This window comes from Pseudoneobacillus rhizolycopersici, assembly GCF_054786815.1.
This window is the reverse complement of sequence record NZ_JBTOOE010000004.1, coordinates 102,202-120,904: the sequence shown is the minus strand read 5'-3', so window position 1 is coordinate 120,904 and position 18,703 is coordinate 102,202. Positions and strand designations below refer to the sequence as shown.

The window sequence follows — 18,703 nt, the reverse complement described above, 5'->3', positions numbered from 1 at the left end:
GTGTGAATCGACTAGGTAATTCGGTCCTGAATTGTGACAGATTTGTGAAAAAGTTTGATATTTGGTTAAAACCGTTTGATATTTGCCTAAAAGAGTTTGATATTCACTCCAAAAAGTTTGATATCCGCCCAAAATCGTTCGATATCCAATCTTCAGCCTACAAAAATCCTTTCAACTTGCATACTCCACCCTCTCGAATCACAAACTGAAGGAAAAAAGAGGGGGATTTCACTTGAAACGGGCACTATTTTTAACAGCACTCCTCATTTTCGCAACCCAAACGACCACTGATGGTGAAAAACGGCTGACACATCCGCCGATACCGCAAGAAAAGGAGGAAGTGGCGATTATTTTATTAAAAAATGGCCAGTCAGCCACAGAAATATTGAAATCTCACCCAAAATTGCAGTTCAGATACAGATTCACTGAAGTCCTAAATGGCTTTTCAGTCAAAGGCTCACCACAAGAAATCGAAAAACTATGGAGCCAGCACCAACATCAAATCATAGAAGTTTCCCAAGTGCAAACCTATCAGGTAGAATCAGCACCCGAATCAGCCGTACAACCGTTTCAAAAAGAGCGTCACCAAAATTTCAAGCTTATCGGCACGGATCAGGCTCGAGGCTTGTTCGACGCACAAAATCGGCGCTTAACCGGAAGGGGCGTTACAATTGGTGTGATTGATACCGGGCTTGACCACCAACACCCAGACATAGCCGAAAATTATCTTGGCGGACACGACCTCGTCGACAACGACAAGGATCCCATGGAAACGATGGCGAGCCAAGGGCAGCCGACCTTGCACGGTACTCATGTTGCCGGGGTCATTGCCGCCAATGGGAAAATGAAGGGCGTCGCACCGGAAGCGAAAATCCGTGCCTACAGAGCACTTGGTCCGGGTGGTAGCGGTACAACTGAGCAGGTGCTCGCGGCAATTGAGAAGGCGGCCAAAGACAAGGTCGATATCGTCAATCTTTCGCTCGGCAATTCGATTAACGGACCAGATCTACCAATCAGCATGGCACTAAACAAGCTCACGGAAAAAGGCATCGTTGCTGTTACATCCTCGGGTAATTCGGGCCCAGACAAATGGACGGTTGGCTCACCCGGGACAGCCTCGAAAGCGATATCAGTTGGAGCTTCTACTCCTATTCTGAAAATTCCGTATATATTAATAGAAGGAAGTCGGCAAAAAATTCGACTCGAGCCAATGGTTGGGGCTGAAAAATGGGTGAAAGACCGCTCGCAGCTACTTGCTTTTGGCGGTATCGGCAAGCCCAACGAGCTTACCAACGTCAAGGGGAAAATTGCGCTCGTCGAACGGGGGCAACTAACGTTTACCGAAAAAGCGATCAACGCGCAGAAAGCCGGGGCAGTTGGCTTGATTATTTTTAATAATACGAGCGGAGAGTTTATTGGGAATCTCCAGTTTGATGTGGGCTTGCCGGTCGCGTCGATTTCAAAAAAAGATGGTCAGATGTTAAAGAGCCAGTTGGATAACGGCCACAGCCTGATCCGAATGATAGAAGAAACAGAGCAGGATGTGCTTGCCGACTTTAGCTCTAGGGGACCAGTCACGCGCACATGGGAAATCAAACCGGACATTCTAGCACCTGGGGTGGCAATTCAGAGCACGGTGCCGGGTGGGTATTTGTCGCTCCAAGGCACGAGCATGGCGGCGCCGCATGTCGCGGGGGTAGCGGCGTTAATGAAACAGGCCCATCCCGATTGGACACCAGTGCAAATAAAAGCGGCGCTCATGAATTATGCGCTACCGCTTGAAACGGCAAACGGTACTCCCTACCGTACATACGAGCAAGGGGCGGGGCGCTTGCGGATTGTCGAGGCGATTCAAGCCGAATCACTTGTCCAGCCAAGTTCTTTGCAGTTTGGTAAATTTCAGCTGAAAGACCGCAATCACACCCATCTGGCGAAACTGTCGTTTAAAAACGTAAGCCATAAAACAATCAAGTACTCGTTTGACATACCAAACAAGGTTAGGGGCATGAATTGGCGATTGCCGCTCAGTTTTTCGCTGGGGCCAAACGAAGAACGTTCGGTTCCAATCGAACTCGAAGTCGACCCGACTCAGTTTACCGACGAGAAGATTCAAGATGGCTTCCTAAATATTGAGGCAGGCTCGAAAACGATTAAACTTCCGTATATTTATGTGCTCGAGGAGCCGGATTATCCGCGGGTGATGGGGTTTGAAATGGCGCGCGGTGATAAGGCAGGGGTCATGCGTTACCAGGTGTACTTGCCGGGTGGGGCCGAGGAGTTTGGCATTGCGGTCTTTTCGCCAGATGATTATCGTTTCATTGGCTATCTCGATTGGGCACGAAATGTGAAAAAGGGCATGCTGGAAAAAGAAATCACTTTAGACAAACTGCCAAACAGCGGCACATATATCCTAAAAGTCTTCGCCAAAAAAGCAGGACAAGAAGACATGGAAGAGCGAATCATCGAAATTCAAAAAGAAGAAAAGGAAATGTTATTGAAATGAATTTACAAAAATTAGTAGGTTGGTGACAGGCACCAAAGAGGAGGCACCAAAGAGTGCTCCAAAAAAAGCACCAAAACAAGCACCAAAACAAGCACCAAAACAAGCACCACCAGAAACGTTTCTGAAATAAAATTTACAAAAACTTTACAATTGAAACTGGTAGTTTTGGTATAGGGAAATAGTATTTGGTTGGGAAATAGTCTATGTCTACATTGTGAACTTTTTCACGGCAAATGGATTGACATTGACATTTCCCTATTGTATGCTTACTTAGGGCGTAAAATGTTAGGGTTTTCATATCCTGTGCAACCATATTTCCCACGTTTGCATAATCATTATCTATAGTTACCTCAAAGCCCATTTTCTCATTTTTTTTTGGTTAGGGTGTGTGGAGATGAAGTCAAACAATCGCCGCCCATATAAAGCGATGGTCCTGATGTCCGCAATTACCGCTCAGCTAGTTGGTTCGATTCTATTTGGCATATTTGCCGGTAGGTGGCTGGATCGGCAATTTGCTACGGAGCCTCTTTTTTTAATTATTGGGCTTATGCTGGGACTAGGTACCGGGATTTATGCCATGCTTCGATTAATTCAACAATTTTCGGGAGATTAACAGACCATGCCAGAATTTAAGGCAATGTATGCCCGCGGACGCAGGTACATATTTTTACTTTTAGCGGTTTATGTTCTCGGCTGGGGTTACACCGATCATAAAGCCGTCTTTTTAGGGCTTATTTTTGGAACAAGCCTAAGCCTGTTTAATTATTGGTTGATGGTTCGGTATTACGGAAAATTCGAGAATGCCATTTTACAAGGGAGAAAGGTCCGTTCACTCGGGACATTTTCACGTTTGGCCACTGGAGCAGTGGCAGTGATTGTCGTGCTAGAGTATCCGGAAAACCTTAATCTCGTCAGTACAGTGTTGGGATTAATGACATCCTATATCGTCATTATGATAGATTTTTTTAAACAATCTTTTCATTTACGTAAATAGCGCACGAAGAGAGGTGAATACTGTTGCATCACGGAGCTTATCTAAAGGAATATTTTGGCTTAACTTTTAATCTAGGGAACGTTTTGATGATTACAGTGGCTAGTTTAATTGTTTTTATCATCGCCGTTCTTGCAACTCGTAACCTGTCGATGAAACCAACGGGTATCCAGAACTTTTTTGAATGGGTGATGGATTTCGTCAAAGGGATCATCAATAGTACGATGGATTGGAAAACAGGTGGAAGATTCCATATTTTAGGGATTACCTTATTGATGTACATCTTTGTATCAAACATGTTAGGTCTTCCGTTTTCAATCACAATTGATGGGAATTTATTGTGGAAATCACCAACAGCCGACCCAGCTATTACATTAACGTTAGCGACCATGGTTGTCGGACTCTCCCATTTCTATGCCATCAAGATGAAGGGATTTGCTGAATACAGCAAGGATTTCTTCAGGCCGATGTGGTTCATGTTCCCATTAAAAATCATCGAAGAATTTGCAAACACTTTAACATTAGGTCTCCGTCTTTACGGAAACATTTTTGCCGGAGAAATTCTCCTTACCCTCTTAGCAGGAAGTCTTGCAACTGGAGTAGGCGGACATTTAGCGGCAGCACTGCCAACGTTAGTATGGCAAGGATTCTCAATCTTTGTCGGCGCCATTCAAGCTTTCATTTTCACGATGTTAACAATGGTATATTTGGCCCATAAAGTGAGCCAGGACCATTAATATAAAAAATAAAATTATTTTTATACATTTTAAGGAGGAAAATAGTAATGGGTCTTTTAGCAGCAGCAATTGCAATCGGTTTAGCCGCACTAGGTGCAGGTATTGGTAACGGTCTTATCGTTTCTAAAACAGTTGAAGGTATCGCTCGTCAACCAGAAGCTCGCGGTATGCTTCAAACTACAATGTTCATCGGGGTTGCGTTAGTTGAGGCGATTCCTATCATCGCGGTTGTTATCGCGTTCATGGTTCAAGGTCAATAATAACGTTTAACATGGCGAAGTAAATTCCATTCCATGAGAACCTTCGCCATTGCTTTATGTCTTTTTATAAAAATTGTCACTGTTCATATATTGCCCGAGTTTTTAATAGGGTAAGACTTCTGAAAGGAGTGAACCTGAAGTGTTAACAAGCCAATTCGTTTTAGGTGCAGCTGAGACTGTTCATAATGGAATTAACGGCGGGGACATTGTGTTCCAGTTGGTAATGTTTATTATCTTGTTAGCGTTGTTAAAGAAATTTGCTTGGGGTCCATTAATGGGCATCATGAAGCAACGTGAAGATCATATAGCAGGCGAAATCAATGCGGCGGAACAAAGCCGTAAAGAAACAAGCAAGCTTCTAGAAGAGCAACGCGAACTATTAAAGCAAGCTCGTTCTGAAGCACAAGAGTTAATTGAAAACGCGAAGAAACAAGGCGATGTTCAACGCGAAGAAATCATGGCTGCAGCACGTGTGGAAGCAGAGCGCGTGAAAGAATCAGCAAAACGTGAAATCGAGCTACAAAAAGAACAAGCGGTTGCCGCGATTCGCGAACAGGTTGCATCACTTTCTGTCTTAATCGCTTCTAAGGTGATTGAAAAGGAATTGACAGCAGCAGATCAAGAGAAATTGATCAATGAATATATTCAAGGGGCAGGAGAAGGCCGATGAGTAATAATACGGTAGCAAAACGCTATGCGTTGGCCCTTTTCCAAATTTCGAAGGAACAAAATCTTCTAGACCAAATGGAAGAAGAACTTCGTGTAGTGAAAGATGTAATCACAGGCTCTGGTGATTTAAAAGCAGTATTAAAGTCTCCGAAGGTTTCCAAAGAAGCTAAGAAGACAATCGTAAAGGATGCTTTTTCAAAAGTAAATCCTTTTGTACAAAACACGTTATTGATTTTAATTGACCGCCACCGTGAAGATCAAATTGCTGGCATGGCTGATTACTTTATTGGGTTAGCGAATGAAGAACGCGGCATTGCCGAAGCGAAAGTGTACAGCGTTCGTCCGTTAACGGATAACGAGAAAGAAGCTCTTTCGGCAACTTTTGCGGTAAAGGTTGGTAAAAAATCGCTTAAAATTGAAAATATTGTCGATACCAATTTATTGGGTGGCTTAAAGCTACGCATCGGAAATCGCATTTTTGACGGCAGCTTACGCGGTAAGCTTGACCGTTTAGAACGTAATTTGATCGTCTAGATTTTTGAAGATAGGGGTGAAACTCATGAGCATCAAAGCTGAAGAAATTAGTGCGCTGATAAAAAAGCAAATTGAAAACTATCAGTCTGAAATTCAAGTGAGTGATGTAGGTACAGTTATCCAGGTTGGTGACGGTATCGCGCGTGCTCATGGCCTCGACAATGTCATGGCTGGAGAACTTGTTGAATTTTCAAATGGCGTTATGGGTATGGCACAAAACCTTGAAGAAAATAACGTCGGTATCATTATCCTTGGTCCTTTCACCGATATTAAAGAAGGTGACGAGGTTCGTCGTACAGGTCGTATCATGGAGGTTCCAGTTGGTCCTGAGTTAATCGGACGTGTTGTGAATCCACTAGGACAACCAGTTGACGGCTTAGGCCCAATCAATACAACTAAAACTCGCCCAATCGAAGCACTTGCTCCTGGGGTTATGGCTCGTAAATCCGTTCATGAGCCGTTACAAACAGGTATCAAGGCGATTGACGCGCTAGTACCAATTGGACGTGGACAACGTGAGTTAATCATCGGGGACCGTCAAACAGGTAAAACATCTGTTGCGATTGACACGATTTTGAACCAAGCTGACCAAAACATGGTTTGTATCTACGTTGCAATCGGACAAAAAGAATCAACAGTTCGTAACGCTGTTGAAATGCTTCGTCGCAATGGTGCATTAGATTACACAATCGTTGTTACGGCTTCGGCTTCTCAACCAGCGCCAATGCTATTCTTAGCACCATATGCTGGGGTAACAATGGGTGAAGAATTCATGTACAATGGCAAGCACGTTCTTGTTGTATATGATGACTTAACAAAACAAGCTGCGGCTTACCGTGAGCTTTCACTATTATTACGCCGTCCTCCAGGTCGTGAAGCGTATCCAGGGGATGTATTCTATCTACACAGCCGTTTATTAGAGCGCGCTGCGAAGTTAAGCGATGATTTAGGCGCTGGTTCAATCACAGCTCTTCCATTCATCGAAACTCAAGCAGGTGACGTTTCTGCTTATATTCCAACAAACGTTATCTCCATCACAGATGGACAAATTTTCTTACAATCTGACCTATTCTTCTCCGGTGTACGTCCAGCGATCAACGCAGGTCTTTCTGTATCCCGTGTAGGTGGATCCGCTCAGATTAAAGCGATGAAGAAGGTATCTGGTACATTACGTCTTGACCTTGCTTCCTACCGTGAGCTTGAAGCGTTCGCGCAATTCGGTTCTGACCTTGATAAAGCAACACAAGCTAAGCTTAACCGCGGAGCTCGTACAGTTGAAGTATTAAAGCAGGATCTAAACAAGCCGTTAAAAGTAGAAAAGCAAGTTGCGATTCTATATGCACTAACTCGTGGATTCCTTGATGATATTCCATTACAAGATATCCGTCGTTTTGAAGCTGAGTTCTTAACATGGTTAGACCACAACCAAAAGCAGCTTTTAGACCACATCGTCACAACAAAAGACCTTCCAAAAGACGAAGACATGGCAGCAGCCATCAACGCGTTCAAGAAGACATTTGCTGTTTCTGAGTAAAATCGAAAAGCGGAGGCGGCTCGCTCAGCCCCGACAAGCATAAGTCGAGCCGGCATGAAGGTTGTTCTTTAACCTTCTTGACGGATTGGCTTATGACCTCGAGGGGCTAGCCGCCGGAGCTAGACAGTCTAAAATAGGGGCGCTTTCGGCTGCCCCAATGAACTGACATTTTGGGATAAGGGTGGTGAGAACCTATGGCATCATTACGCGATATAAAATCAAGGATTGTTTCGACGAAAAAGACAAGCCAGATTACGAAAGCGATGGAGATGGTATCCGCTTCGAAATGGAACCGTGCCGTTATGAATGCAAAGTCATTCGTACCGTACATGGAGAAAATTCAAGAGGTGACAGCATCGATTGCGCTTGGTAGTAAAGATGTTTCACATCCAATGCTTGTCAGCCGTCCTGTTAAGAAAACGGGATATATCGTCATTGCATCGGACCGTGGATTAGCTGGCGCATACAACTCAAACGTATTGCGCAATGTCTTGAATACGATTAAAGAACGTCATCAATCAAATGATGAGTTTGCGATTATCGCAATCGGTCGTGTGGCGCGTGATTTCTTCGCGAAGCGTGGAATGAACGTTGTTCTTGATATTGTCGGCGTGGCCGATCAGCCGAACTTCGCTGAAATCAAGGACATTGCTTCAAAAACCGTAAGCATGTTTGCAGACGGCACATTTGATGAACTATATATGTACTACAGCCATTACGTCAGTGCGATTCAGCAGGATGTAACGGAAAAGAAGGTCCTTCCGTTAACGGATATTGCCACTTCTTCGAAACTAACATCTTATGAATTTGAACCATCTGCGGAAGAGATCTTAGAAGTTCTCTTGCCACAGTATGCGGAAAGCTTGATCTATGGTGCATTACTAGATAGTAAAGCATCTGAACATGCGGCACGTATGACGGCAATGAAAAACGCAACTGACAACGCGAAGGAGCTCATCAACGCATTAAGTTTAAGCTTTAACCGTGCGCGTCAGGCCGCAATTACGCAAGAAATCACGGAAATCGTGGGCGGGGCGGCAGCTCTGGAGTAGAGTGCGTTTGTTAAGAAATGTAATCTTTGTGCGTTGGCGCAAAGCCATTTTTATAAAAAAAAGAATGCAGGAGGACCCCGTTGGTTCCTTCTCGCCTTCTTGTAATGCTAAGTTAGGAGGGAAAACGATGAACAAAGGACGCGTTCTTCAAGTTATGGGTCCGGTTATTGACGTTAAGTTCGAAAGCGGCAAGTTACCGGAAATCTATAACGCATTAGTGATTAATCATAAAGCGCGTAACGAATCAGAAGTTGATATCAACTTAACGCTTGAAGTAGCCCTTCATTTAGGTGATGATACAGTTCGTACGATCGCGATGGCATCGACTGACGGTGTAACTCGTGGTGTTGAGGTTCTTGATACAGGAAAGCCAATTTCTGTACCAGTTGGGGAACCTACTCTTGGCCGCGTGTTTAACGTTTTAGGTGAGGCAATTGACTTAAAAGATGCGGTTCCAGCTGAAGCTCGCCGCGATTCAATCCACAGAGAAGCGCCAACGTTTGAGCAGCTTTCTACTGAGGTTGAAATTCTTGAAACGGGTATTAAAGTAGTAGACCTTCTTGCACCATATATTAAAGGTGGTAAAATTGGTCTCTTCGGAGGTGCCGGTGTAGGTAAAACGGTATTAATCCAGGAATTAATCAACAACATCGCTCAAGAGCACAGCGGTATTTCCGTATTCGCAGGTGTTGGTGAGCGTACTCGTGAAGGGAACGACCTTTACCACGAGATGACGGATTCTGGAGTTATCAAGCAAACAGCGATGGTATTCGGTCAGATGAACGAACCACCAGGAGCGCGTATGCGTGTTGCTCTAACTGGATTAACAATGGCTGAATATTTCCGTGATGAGCAAGGACAAGACGTTCTTTTCTTCATGGATAACATCTTCCGTTTCACGCAAGCAGGTTCTGAGGTTTCTGCCCTATTAGGACGTATGCCTTCAGCGGTAGGTTACCAACCAACGCTTGCAACTGAAATGGGTAAATTACAAGAGCGTATTACTTCAACGAACAAAGGTTCAGTTACATCGATCCAAGCGATCTACGTTCCTGCCGATGACTATACGGATCCGGCTCCGGCAACGACTTTCGCTCACTTAGATGCAACAACAAACCTTGAGCGTAAGCTTTCTGAGATGGGTATCTACCCTGCGGTGGATCCACTTGCTTCGACTTCTCGTGCATTGTCACCGGAAATCGTTGGTGAAGAGCACTATGAAGTGGCTCGTCGCGTACAGCAAACATTACAACGCTATAAAGAATTACAAGATATCATTGCCATCCTTGGTATGGACGAATTAGGTGATGATGATAAGTTAGTCGTTCACCGTGCTCGTCGTGTTCAGTTCTACTTATCACAAAACTTCCACGTTGCCGAGCAGTTTACAGGCCAAAAAGGCTCTTATGTACCTGTTAAGGAAACGGTTAAAGGCTTCAAGGACATCCTTGACGGTAAATTCGACCATCTTCCAGAAGATGCTTTCCGCTTAGTTGGACGCATCGAGGAAGTTATTGAAAAAGCTAAGAGCATGGGTGTAGAGGTATAAATTCGGACCAGGAGGGTAAAAAATGAAGACAATTCATGTCAGTGTTGTTACTCCTGATGGCCCGGTGTATGAATCCGATGTGGAAATGGTCAGCACAAAGGCTCAAGGTGGTGAGCTTGGGATCTTGCCTGGACATATTCCCATGGTCGCACCATTACAAATTGGTGTCGTTCGCTTAAAGCTAAGTGGCGGCAAAACAGAATTTGTTGCCGTAAGTGGCGGGTTACTTGAAGTTCGCCCCGACAAGGTAACAATTTTGGCACAATCTGCTGAGAACTCAAGCGACATCGATGCAGAACGTGCACTTCGCGCAAAAGAGCGTGCTGAACAACGCCTGCGTCAACAGCAACAGGACCACGTCGACTTCAGACGTGCGGAACTTGCCCTACAACGCGCAATCAACCGCCTTTCCATTGTGGAGAAAAGATAAAACACCATCCAGCCATTCGGCTGGAGGTGTTTTTTTTTGTTATTGGGGTGGGGGTGCATCCACTTTAGCGCTTTAATGCTTTAAAAAATGTGGGGACTGTCCCCACATCCTTTAAAGCGCTAAAGTGTTTTCCAGATTATTTGTGGTGTGCAAATGGCATTAATCCGTTTACAATGAACCTATAGAGATAGAAATAAAGGTGGGGGAATTGGTTGCCGAATAAGTGGAAGTTTTTGATGTATATTTCAATTTTTGTGGTGGTTTTGAATGTGGCGGGGGTCGCAGCGGTAAAGTGGTATTCGCGAACGACAGATAAGCCAGCGGAAACAAAGGTCATAAAGGTAGCTGGAGTCGAAATTAAGCTTGTCAATGAAGGACATTATCAGGACAAGCTTGTGAAAGATATAGCGGACGGAATCAAACAGGCAATGACACAAATTTTATCAAAAACAGAAGGCAAACTGACGCCGAATTCGGATATTCAAATTCGTCTGGCTAAAAGTAAGAAGACAACGGAATTAAATCGGCCAGCCTATGCCACGACCACGATCTATAATCCCGACGAACTTTATTTGGATCAATGGAATTTTAATGAGATGATGCTTCATGCCATGCTTAGCCCGAAAGACAAGTTGACGCCATTTCAAACGATTTCATTGGCTGAATTTTTAACATTGGAAAATCGCAAAGAGGTCGATTATTATAGCGCCCATGAAATGTGGATTGTCCATCGCCGCCATCATAAAGTGTCGTCACTCGAGGAATTGGTTCAGGCTGATGTGTTTAAGCGAAGAATCACGGTAAACGTCGAGTTCAAGGGACATTATTCGTATTTAGAAACAGGTTATTGGAAGGTCGCTTCGTTCGGCTATTTTTTAATCGAAAAATACGGTGTGAATAAGTTTCTACTATTATATAAGGGAACCGACATCGTAGGTGATTTGGAGAATATCTATGGGAAATCATTCGCTAATCTAGAGGAAGAGTGGACGAAGTATGTTCAGTCACTTGAAAACGACTTTCCTGAAAAGTATGATCACGATTTAGAAAAAGACTACCAATATTGGTATGAGAATTAGGAGGGGCGGCACATGTTAGCAGATCAATTAGCACGGCCCCTTTCTAAAAAACTATTAATAGCCTTGTTGATGGTGGCGATAGGGGAAGATATCGCGCTCTATTTGAGTCGTGAGTCGTATTTTATGGAGACGATTTACAGTAATTTGATGTTGTTTAGCATTTTAGTAGCGATGAAGCTAGCGCCGCGGTTAAAAGATGAGGCGACGGTGGGAAGTGTATCGAAGGGAAAGCTGTTTTCCACGTTTGTAAAGGCGTTTGTGTTGTTATATATTGTCGGCATCGTTAATGATGTTTACAGCAGCCAGGTGTTTACCGCTTTTTCCGAGGACCGCAGCTTGATTGCTGAGGATTTTTCTGAACGGGTTGCAGATTTTGAGGAAGGTGCGGAATCGAAAGTAGCGACAACTACCGACCGTGTGTTTGAGTGGATTGATACGATCGGCGCTGATTTCTACAACTACTTTTTAGCCGGCCTTGAAGAAGTGTGGCGCCTTTCGTACATCGTGTTGTTTTTAGTGTTTTTTAAAAAATTGATGCCAAGCCGCTGGGAAAGAAGTTCGAAGACAGGCTTTCTGATTATAGCGGTAATATTGTCATCGTTATTGTTTGGCAACGGCCATTCGTTGTCGTACGAGCAGTCGTGGCCGGTTTGGATTGGAACGCTGGTGTGCTACACCAATATGGGGTTGGTGCTCGGGTATTTGTTGGTGACGACACGTAATCTTTGGTTGATGGTTGTCGTTCACGGGCTCTACAATGTGCTAACGACAATGACATGGTCGTATTTTGCTCATACGACAGAGCTGTTTATTGGCTTGCTGCTTTTGGTGAATGGCGTGGTGTTGTTGGTGGCGCGGATTCAGAGGAAAGCGGTGGAGGCACGGGAGATGGAGTTGTAGGGGATTTACTTTGGTAAGTTTTCTGGTGGAAAGGGCAGATAGGGAATGAATCTAAGGTAAGTTTTCTGATAAAAAGAGCGAAAACCTGCCGCAGAATGGAATCAGAGGTAAGTTTTCTGGTGAAAAGGGCGGAAACCTGCCGCAGATATGGAATCAGAGGTAAGTTTCCTGGTGAAAAGGGCGAAAATCTGCCGCAGAATGGAATCAGAGGTAAGTTTTCTGGTAAAAAGGTCGAAAACTTGCCGCAGAATGGAATCAGAGGTAAGTTTTCTGATGAAAAGGGAGGAAACCTGCCGCAGGGAGCCAAGGTTCGGCAAGTTTTCGGTTCAGTAGGGCAAAAACCTACCGAAGATGACCAAGTTCGGCAAGTTTTCGGTTCAGCAGGGCAAAAACCTACCGAAGATGATCAAGTTCGGCAAGTTTTCGGTTCAACACAGCAAAAACCTACCCAACCCATTACATCCACCAACCCCCTCAACGTTCGACATATTTTTTCAATAAAATGATAAACCTCACTGACGTGGTGGGGTTTTTTCTATTTTAATGGAAGGTGGATACTTTTCCAAATGGTGAGGTCGACAAGGGCGAAATAAAATTCATAAGATTGGCAAAAATGGTCATCTACAATATGGTCATGCGTTGTCGACACACCTGGGTAACAATGTTATAATTGTATTCGGTTACAATTGAAAAAGTAGAAATTTTACAACATTGGAGGGGATGGCATGGAGCTTTTAAATCTTTATCAGAATAATTATCTGATTGTTTTTGTGTTCCTGTGTCTCGGAGTTTTGTTGCCTGTGGTGGCGCTTTTCTTAGGGAAACTGCTGCGCCCGTACAAGCCGAGTGAGGCGAAGTACACCACGTATGAAAGTGGAATTGATCCGTTCCATGATTCACGGGTACAGTTCAATGTCCGCTATTATATTTTTGCCCTAATGTTTGTTATTTTCGATGTAGAAACAGTGTTTTTATATCCATGGGCGGTAGCGTATGATAAACTAGGTATCTTTGCGCTAATTGAGATGTTTATTTTCGTATTCATGCTCTTAATTGGCCTAGTCTACGCATGGAAGAAGAAGGTGTTAAGATGGATTTAAATTTAAACAACATTTCAGAAACCGAAATGGAAGAAATCAAGCGTACTGTGTTTATGGCGACTTTAGAGCAGGTCAAGGCGTGGGCCAGAAGTAACTCACTTTGGCCAATGACGTTTGGGCTTGCTTGTTGTGCGATTGAGATGATGGGTACAGGTGGAGCGCATTATGACTTGGACCGATTCGGAACCATTTTCCGTAACTCGCCACGACAATCAGATTGTATGATTGTATCTGGGACGGTTACGAAAAAAATGGCGCCGGTTCTTCGTCGTTTATACGACCAAATGCCGGAACCAAAATGGGTTATTGCGATGGGTTCATGTGCAACTGCGGGTGGCCCATATGTCAAATCATATTCGGTTGTTAAAGGTGTGGACCAAATTGTCCCGGTTGATGTCTATATTCCAGGATGTCCGCCAAACCCAGCTGCTTTAATTTATGGCATCAATAAGCTAAAGGAAAAGATTCGTTACGAGGCGAAAACTGGGAAGAAGGTGATCTAATCCATGAGCGAAAAGGATCTCGAACAGTTAAAAAAGGAAGCTGCGGCGAAAGCAAAGGCCGCGGCATTAGCAAAATTACAGGCGAAACAACAAGGTGCAGTGCCGACGGCTGAGGCTTCAGCTGAGGAAAAGCCGGTTGAAACGCCAGCACCAGCGACAAGCGCACCAGCATCAGCCGATGAAAAAGCAAAGGCTGCTGCAGATGCAAAGGCCAAGGCCGCTGCGGCTGCAAAAGCACGAGCTGAAGCCCTAGCAAAACAAAAGGCTGCTGAGCAAGCTAGCGAGTCGAGTGCAAACGTTTCTTCAACCGAAGAAGCACCAGCTTCAGCTGCAAGTGCACCAACAGCCGACGATAAAGCGAAGGCTGCCGCCGCTGCGAAGGCGAAAGCCGCTGCCGCTGCAAAAGCAAGAGCTGCTGCATTAGCGAAGCAACAAGCCGGTGACGTAACAGCAGGAGACGCCGCTGCAAGCGCACCAGCAGAACCAACAGAAGAAACCACTGCCCCAGCAGGTGCGGATGAAAAAGCGAAAGCTGCCGCTGCTGCAAAAGCAAAAGCCGCTGCCGCCGCGAAAGCAAAGGCTGCTGCACTAGCGAAACAACAAGGTGACGCACCAGCCGCTGCAGGTGACGACGAAAAAGCGAAAGCCATCGCTGCTGCAAAAGCAAAAGCTGCTGCTGCCGCAAAAGCGAAGCTAGCCGCCCAACAAGGAGGCGCACCAGCTGCTGCAGGTGATGATGAAAAAGCGAAAGCCATCGCTGCTGCGAAAGCGAAAGCCGCTGCTGCCGCTGCTGCAAAGGCAAAAGCTGCCGGGGGAGACGCCGCTGCCACGCCAGCCGCGCAAAGCGAACCGGCGAAACCATCGCCAAATCAGCAATATCTTGATAAATATGTCCGAGTGATTGAAGAGCATCTTGGCAAAGACGTTTTGGAGGACTCTTATATTAACAATCTCTCAAAAGATGTTCCAACCCTTGTCGCAAAGAAGGATACATACTTTAAAGTGGCTGAATTTTTAAAGTATAACGAACAGTTAGGGTTTGATTATTTATCAGAGCTTCATGGCTCAGATTTCGAAACACATATGGAAATTTATGTTCATTTATTCTCATACAAAAACCGCCAGTCTGTTGCCTTAAAGGTGAAAATTGATCGGGATCAGCCGGTCATCCCATCCTTGGTTCCACTATGGCTTGGAGCGGATTGGCCAGAATGTGAAGCCTATGATTTATTGGGCATTAAGTTTGAAGGGCATCCAGATCTTCACCGTATCTTCTTAGGGGAAGAGTGGGTTGGTTACCCTCTACGCAAAGACTATGAGCCGTATGATGTGGAGGTGTAGGTAAGTGATACGCACAGAAGAAATGCTACTCAACGTAGGACCTCAGCATCCTAGTACACACGGTGTATTTCGGATTGTTGTAAAAATTGACGGAGAAACCATTGTCGAGGCAAAACCGGTCGTTGGTTACTTGCATCGTGGTACCGAAAAAATAGCTGAAGACTTGCAATACACGCAAATTATTCCTTATACAGACCGAATGGATTATCTATCAGCGATGACGAATAACTATGTTATCTGTCATGCGGTCGAAACAATGATGGGCTTGGAAATTCCTGAACGGGCCGAGTATTTACGTGTCATCGCGATGGAGCTTGGCCGTGTCGCCAGTCACCTCGTCAGTTGGGGAACGTATTTACTTGATTTAGGGGCAACCACGCCATTCCTTTATGCTTTCCGTGAACGCGAAGCGATTATCAACTTGCTCAATGAGCTATGTGGAGCGCGCTTAACGTTCAACTATATGCGTGTCGGAGGCGTGAAGTGGGATGCGCCGGAAGGCTGGATTGAAAAGGTTAGAGATTTTATTCCTTACATGAGAGAGAATCTAGTAGGCTATCATGAACTAGTATCAGGAAATGAAATTTTCTTAAACCGTGTAAAAGGTGTCGGTAAATATACGAAAGAAGAAGCGATTCAATATTCATTGAGTGGACCAACCCTTCGTTGTACCGGGGTAAAATGGGATCTTCGTAAAGATGAGCCGTATTCCATCTATGACCGTTTCGACTTTGATGTCGTGACAAGAGAAGAAGGCGATTGCTTTGCCCGTTACCACGTCCGTCTTGGTGAAATCGAACAATCGTTACGCATTTTAGAGCAAGCAGTCGAGCAATTCCCATCAGGTGGTGAAATTTTGGCAAAGGTGCCAAAAATCATTAAAGCACCTAAAGGAGAAGCGTTCGTTCGGATTGAATCTCCACGTGGAGAAATCGGTTGTTATATTGCAAGTGATGGTAAAAAAGAACCGTATCGTCTGAAATTCAGACGTCCATCCTTCTATAACCTGCAAATTCTCCCTAAGCTTTTAAAAGGCGAAAATATTGCAAACTTAGTAGCCATTTTAGGGGCAATAGACATTGTCCTTGGGGAGGTTGACGGCTAATGGTTGAAGATTTATTGCATAAAAGTCCCGGATTATTGAATTTTGGTATCTTCTTTATACTTGCAACGGTATTATTATTAGTGGTTTTAGGATTCGTTACGTATGCCATCTTAGCGGAACGTAAAGTACTAGGTTTCATGCAAAACCGGATTGGTCCAAACCAATTGGGTGGCCGTTTCGGATTATTACAAACAGTCGCTGACGTATTAAAGCTTTTATTAAAAGAGGACACGATTCCTAAATTGGCAGATCGGCCATTATTCATCATTGCACCGGTCATTGCCTTTGCTCCATCGTTTATCGTGTTGGCAACGATTCCGTTTACCGATAAGCTGCAATTTGCCGATATCGGTGTTGGATTATTGTTTTATATTGCGATTTCCGGAATTACGGTAGTCGGTGCGCTAACTGCCGGCTGGGCTTCAAACAATAAGTATTCCCTTTTAGGGGGGATGCGTGCAGCTGCCCAGATGATTTCCTATGAAATCGTACTGGTTATGTCCGTATTGGGAATTGTTTTACTTTCAGGAAGCATGAATTTAAATACCATTGTGATGGAACAAGCAGATGGCTGGTGGAACATCGTCTTGCAACCAGTAGCCTTTGGGGTATTCTTAATTGCCGCAACAGCAGAGTTAAACCGTGTTCCATTTGACTTGGTTGAAGCGGAATCAGAATTAATCGCCGGATTCCATACCGAATATTCCGGTTTCCGCTGGGCGTTCTTTATGTTATCCGAGTATGTGTACCTATTTGCGATGTCGGCATTAGTGACTGTGTTATTCTTCGGTGGCTGGCTGCCGTTACCATTCTTAGGTTTCATCCCTGGAGCGGTATGGTTTGCTTTAAAGTTCAGCTTAGTTGTCTTCATCTTCATTTGGTTCCGTGCGACGTTCCCACGTCTGCGTGCTGACCAACTGATGGAATTAGGTTGGAAAATCTTATTACCAATCGCATTAGCAAACATTTTCTTAACCGCTTTAATTAAAGAATTAATTAATCTTTTATAAAAAACTAGAATCTTCTTTTTTCAAAAAAAGGGGTGAAATCAATGTTAGGTGTATTTAAAGGGTTGAAGTATACCCTTAATCAGTTTACGAAGGAAAAGGTTACCTATGATTATCCGAATAAGCCTCTACCGCTGCCGGACCGGTTTCGCGGGATTCAGAAGTTTTATCCGGAGAAGTGTATTGTGTGTAATCAGTGTGCGAATATTTGTCCGACTGAATGTATTCAGCTGACAGGTAAGAAGCATCCGGATCCGACGAAGAAGGGTAAAATTATTGATACGTATGATATCAATTTTGAGATTTGTATCCTATGTGATTTGTGTACCGAGGTTTGTCCGACGGAAGCGATTGTCATGACGAATAATTTTGAGCTTGCCGAGTACAGCCGCGACATGTTGTTTAAGAATTTAGAGTATTTAGATGAAAATGACGAGAACGTTAGGCAGGTGAATAAGGCATGATGTCGGGAGAGTTTTTAGCGTTTATGTCTCTAGCTTTAGTGGCGGTTATCGGCGGCGTGCTCTTATTGAACCTTACGAAAGTGATTCACATGGTGATTTCGTTAATTTTCACATTCTTGGCCATCGCCGGAATTTATATTCTGCTATCGGCTGAGTTTGTGGCAATTGTCCAGGTGTTAGTTTATGCTGGGGCGATTACCATCATCATGCTATTTGGAATCATGTTAACTCGTCACGATGCAGAAAACGAAGATACAGGGGGCAAATGGCGCAAATTTGCGACGTTTATCGGCGTGTTGGGCTTTGCCGCTGCTTTCTATTTTGGTATTTACAATTTGGAACTACCACAGCTTGAGAATACGCTTCATGTTGAGAACACCTTCCAAATTGGTGAAGCCATCTATTCGAAGTTTGTGATTCCGTTTGAATTAATGTCGGTGTTACTATTAGTGGCACTGATTGGCGCAATTGTTCTATCTAAGAAGGACGACGAGAAGGAGGGGGATAAGAAATGAGTGCAGGTGTACCAGCTTCAGCCTTTTTATCCCTGGCGCTGATTTTATTCTGTATCGGTCTTTACGGTGCATTAACGAAGCGCAACACAATCATCGTGTTGATTTCAGTTGAGTTAATGCTCAATGCAGTCAATATTAACTTGGTTACTTTTAGTAAATACGGGATGATGCCAAACATAACTGGGCAGATTTTTGCCTTGTTCACGATGGCGGTTGCCGCAGCTGAGGTCGCTGTTGGAATTGCGATTCTGTTATCGTTATACCGCAGCAAGAAATCAGTTAATATTGATGAGATGAATCAGATGAAGAACTAGTATTCTGTTGGCGGGATTTTTTTCGTAAAAATAATTCTTGCAACATGAAATAAGAGACTCTACTAAACGCGCTTACTAGCAAATTTTGCACGCGTTTTAAAAAAGGGGAATGTGAT

General features: G+C 44.3%; 22 protein-coding genes. All 22 read left to right on the top strand.

Features of this window, described 5'->3' with window-relative positions:
- The first annotated feature begins 232 nt into the window (after nt 1-232).
- Nucleotides 233-2,503, top strand: coding sequence for a S8 family serine peptidase (locus ACX9YW_RS06310; protein ID WP_460343511.1), 2,271 nt, complete (start codon nt 233-235; stop codon nt 2,501-2,503).
- A gap of 394 nt (nt 2,504-2,897) precedes the next feature.
- Nucleotides 2,898-3,116 carry an AtpZ/AtpI family protein gene (locus ACX9YW_RS06305; RefSeq protein ID WP_460343508.1) on the top strand — a complete coding sequence of 73 codons (219 nt, stop codon included), beginning with the start codon at nt 2,898-2,900 and terminating at the stop codon, nt 3,114-3,116.
- A gap of 6 nt (nt 3,117-3,122) precedes the next feature.
- On the top strand, nt 3,123-3,497 hold the full coding sequence (locus ACX9YW_RS06300; protein ID WP_460343505.1) for an ATP synthase subunit I: 375 nt from the start codon (nt 3,123-3,125) through the stop codon (nt 3,495-3,497).
- Between the two features lie 23 nt (nt 3,498-3,520).
- Nucleotides 3,521-4,231 (top strand): F0F1 ATP synthase subunit A, encoded by a 711-nt coding sequence (gene atpB / locus ACX9YW_RS06295; protein ID WP_460343503.1) that lies wholly within the window; start codon nt 3,521-3,523, stop codon nt 4,229-4,231.
- Between the two features lie 47 nt (nt 4,232-4,278).
- A complete protein-coding gene (gene atpE / locus ACX9YW_RS06290; protein ID WP_053368380.1) occupies nt 4,279-4,491 on the top strand; it encodes a F0F1 ATP synthase subunit C in 213 nt (70 codons plus the stop codon).
- A gap of 139 nt (nt 4,492-4,630) precedes the next feature.
- On the top strand, nt 4,631-5,161 hold the full coding sequence (gene atpF / locus ACX9YW_RS06285) for a F0F1 ATP synthase subunit B (protein ID WP_460343499.1): 531 nt from the start codon (nt 4,631-4,633) through the stop codon (nt 5,159-5,161).
- The gene (locus tag ACX9YW_RS06280) at nt 5,158-5,694 is read left to right on the top strand and encodes a F0F1 ATP synthase subunit delta (RefSeq protein ID WP_460343496.1); all 537 of its coding nucleotides are present in this window, start codon (nt 5,158-5,160) and stop codon (nt 5,692-5,694) included. Before atpF ends, ACX9YW_RS06280 begins: the two co-directional genes overlap by 4 nt.
- Nucleotides 5,695-5,719: 25 nt before the next feature.
- A complete protein-coding gene (gene atpA / locus ACX9YW_RS06275; protein WP_460343493.1) occupies nt 5,720-7,228 on the top strand; it encodes a F0F1 ATP synthase subunit alpha in 1,509 nt (502 codons plus the stop codon).
- Between the two features lie 194 nt (nt 7,229-7,422).
- The gene (gene atpG, locus ACX9YW_RS06270) at nt 7,423-8,280 is read left to right on the top strand and encodes an ATP synthase F1 subunit gamma (protein ID WP_460343490.1); all 858 of its coding nucleotides are present in this window, start codon (nt 7,423-7,425) and stop codon (nt 8,278-8,280) included.
- Between the two features lie 127 nt (nt 8,281-8,407).
- Nucleotides 8,408-9,829 carry a F0F1 ATP synthase subunit beta gene (gene atpD / locus ACX9YW_RS06265; RefSeq protein ID WP_460343488.1) on the top strand — a complete coding sequence of 474 codons (1,422 nt, stop codon included), beginning with the start codon at nt 8,408-8,410 and terminating at the stop codon, nt 9,827-9,829.
- A 22-nt stretch (nt 9,830-9,851) separates the two neighbouring features.
- Nucleotides 9,852-10,259, top strand: coding sequence for a F0F1 ATP synthase subunit epsilon (locus ACX9YW_RS06260; RefSeq protein WP_460343485.1), 408 nt, complete (start codon nt 9,852-9,854; stop codon nt 10,257-10,259).
- 236 nt (nt 10,260-10,495) lie between these two features.
- Complete coding sequence (locus tag ACX9YW_RS06255; RefSeq protein WP_460343482.1) at nt 10,496-11,338, top strand: hypothetical protein; 843 nt, start codon at nt 10,496-10,498, stop codon at nt 11,336-11,338.
- A gap of 12 nt (nt 11,339-11,350) precedes the next feature.
- Nucleotides 11,351-12,238: a CPBP family intramembrane glutamic endopeptidase gene (locus ACX9YW_RS06250; RefSeq protein ID WP_460343479.1), complete on the top strand. Its 888-nt coding sequence runs from the start codon at nt 11,351-11,353 to the stop codon at nt 12,236-12,238.
- A gap of 119 nt (nt 12,239-12,357) precedes the next feature.
- A complete protein-coding gene (locus ACX9YW_RS06245) occupies nt 12,358-12,744 on the top strand; it encodes a hypothetical protein (RefSeq protein ID WP_460343476.1) in 387 nt (128 codons plus the stop codon).
- Nucleotides 12,745-12,963: 219 nt separating this feature from the next.
- Entirely contained in the window at nt 12,964-13,338 is a 375-nt protein-coding gene (locus tag ACX9YW_RS06240) for an NADH-quinone oxidoreductase subunit A (protein WP_460343473.1), read from the top strand.
- Complete coding sequence (locus ACX9YW_RS06235) at nt 13,329-13,841, top strand: NuoB/complex I 20 kDa subunit family protein (protein ID WP_460343470.1); 513 nt, start codon at nt 13,329-13,331, stop codon at nt 13,839-13,841. Before ACX9YW_RS06240 ends, ACX9YW_RS06235 begins: the two co-directional genes overlap by 10 nt.
- A gap of 3 nt (nt 13,842-13,844) precedes the next feature.
- Entirely contained in the window at nt 13,845-15,182 is a 1,338-nt protein-coding gene (locus ACX9YW_RS06230; protein ID WP_460343467.1) for an NADH-quinone oxidoreductase subunit C, read from the top strand.
- Nucleotides 15,183-15,186: 4 nt separating this feature from the next.
- The gene (locus ACX9YW_RS06225) at nt 15,187-16,287 is read left to right on the top strand and encodes an NADH-quinone oxidoreductase subunit D (protein WP_460343464.1); all 1,101 of its coding nucleotides are present in this window, start codon (nt 15,187-15,189) and stop codon (nt 16,285-16,287) included.
- Nucleotides 16,287-17,297 (top strand): NADH-quinone oxidoreductase subunit NuoH, encoded by a 1,011-nt coding sequence (gene nuoH / locus ACX9YW_RS06220; RefSeq protein ID WP_460343461.1) that lies wholly within the window; start codon nt 16,287-16,289, stop codon nt 17,295-17,297. The genes ACX9YW_RS06225 and nuoH overlap by 1 nt, the downstream gene beginning before the upstream one ends.
- A 41-nt stretch (nt 17,298-17,338) precedes the next feature.
- Nucleotides 17,339-17,758 (top strand): NADH-quinone oxidoreductase subunit NuoI, encoded by a 420-nt coding sequence (gene nuoI, locus ACX9YW_RS06215; protein WP_460343458.1) that lies wholly within the window; start codon nt 17,339-17,341, stop codon nt 17,756-17,758.
- A complete protein-coding gene (locus tag ACX9YW_RS06210; protein ID WP_460343908.1) occupies nt 17,758-18,273 on the top strand; it encodes an NADH-quinone oxidoreductase subunit J in 516 nt (171 codons plus the stop codon). Before nuoI ends, ACX9YW_RS06210 begins: the two co-directional genes overlap by 1 nt.
- The gene (gene nuoK, locus ACX9YW_RS06205) at nt 18,270-18,587 is read left to right on the top strand and encodes an NADH-quinone oxidoreductase subunit NuoK (RefSeq protein ID WP_460343455.1); all 318 of its coding nucleotides are present in this window, start codon (nt 18,270-18,272) and stop codon (nt 18,585-18,587) included. Before ACX9YW_RS06210 ends, nuoK begins: the two co-directional genes overlap by 4 nt.
- The last annotated feature ends 116 nt before the right edge of the window (nt 18,588-18,703 follow it).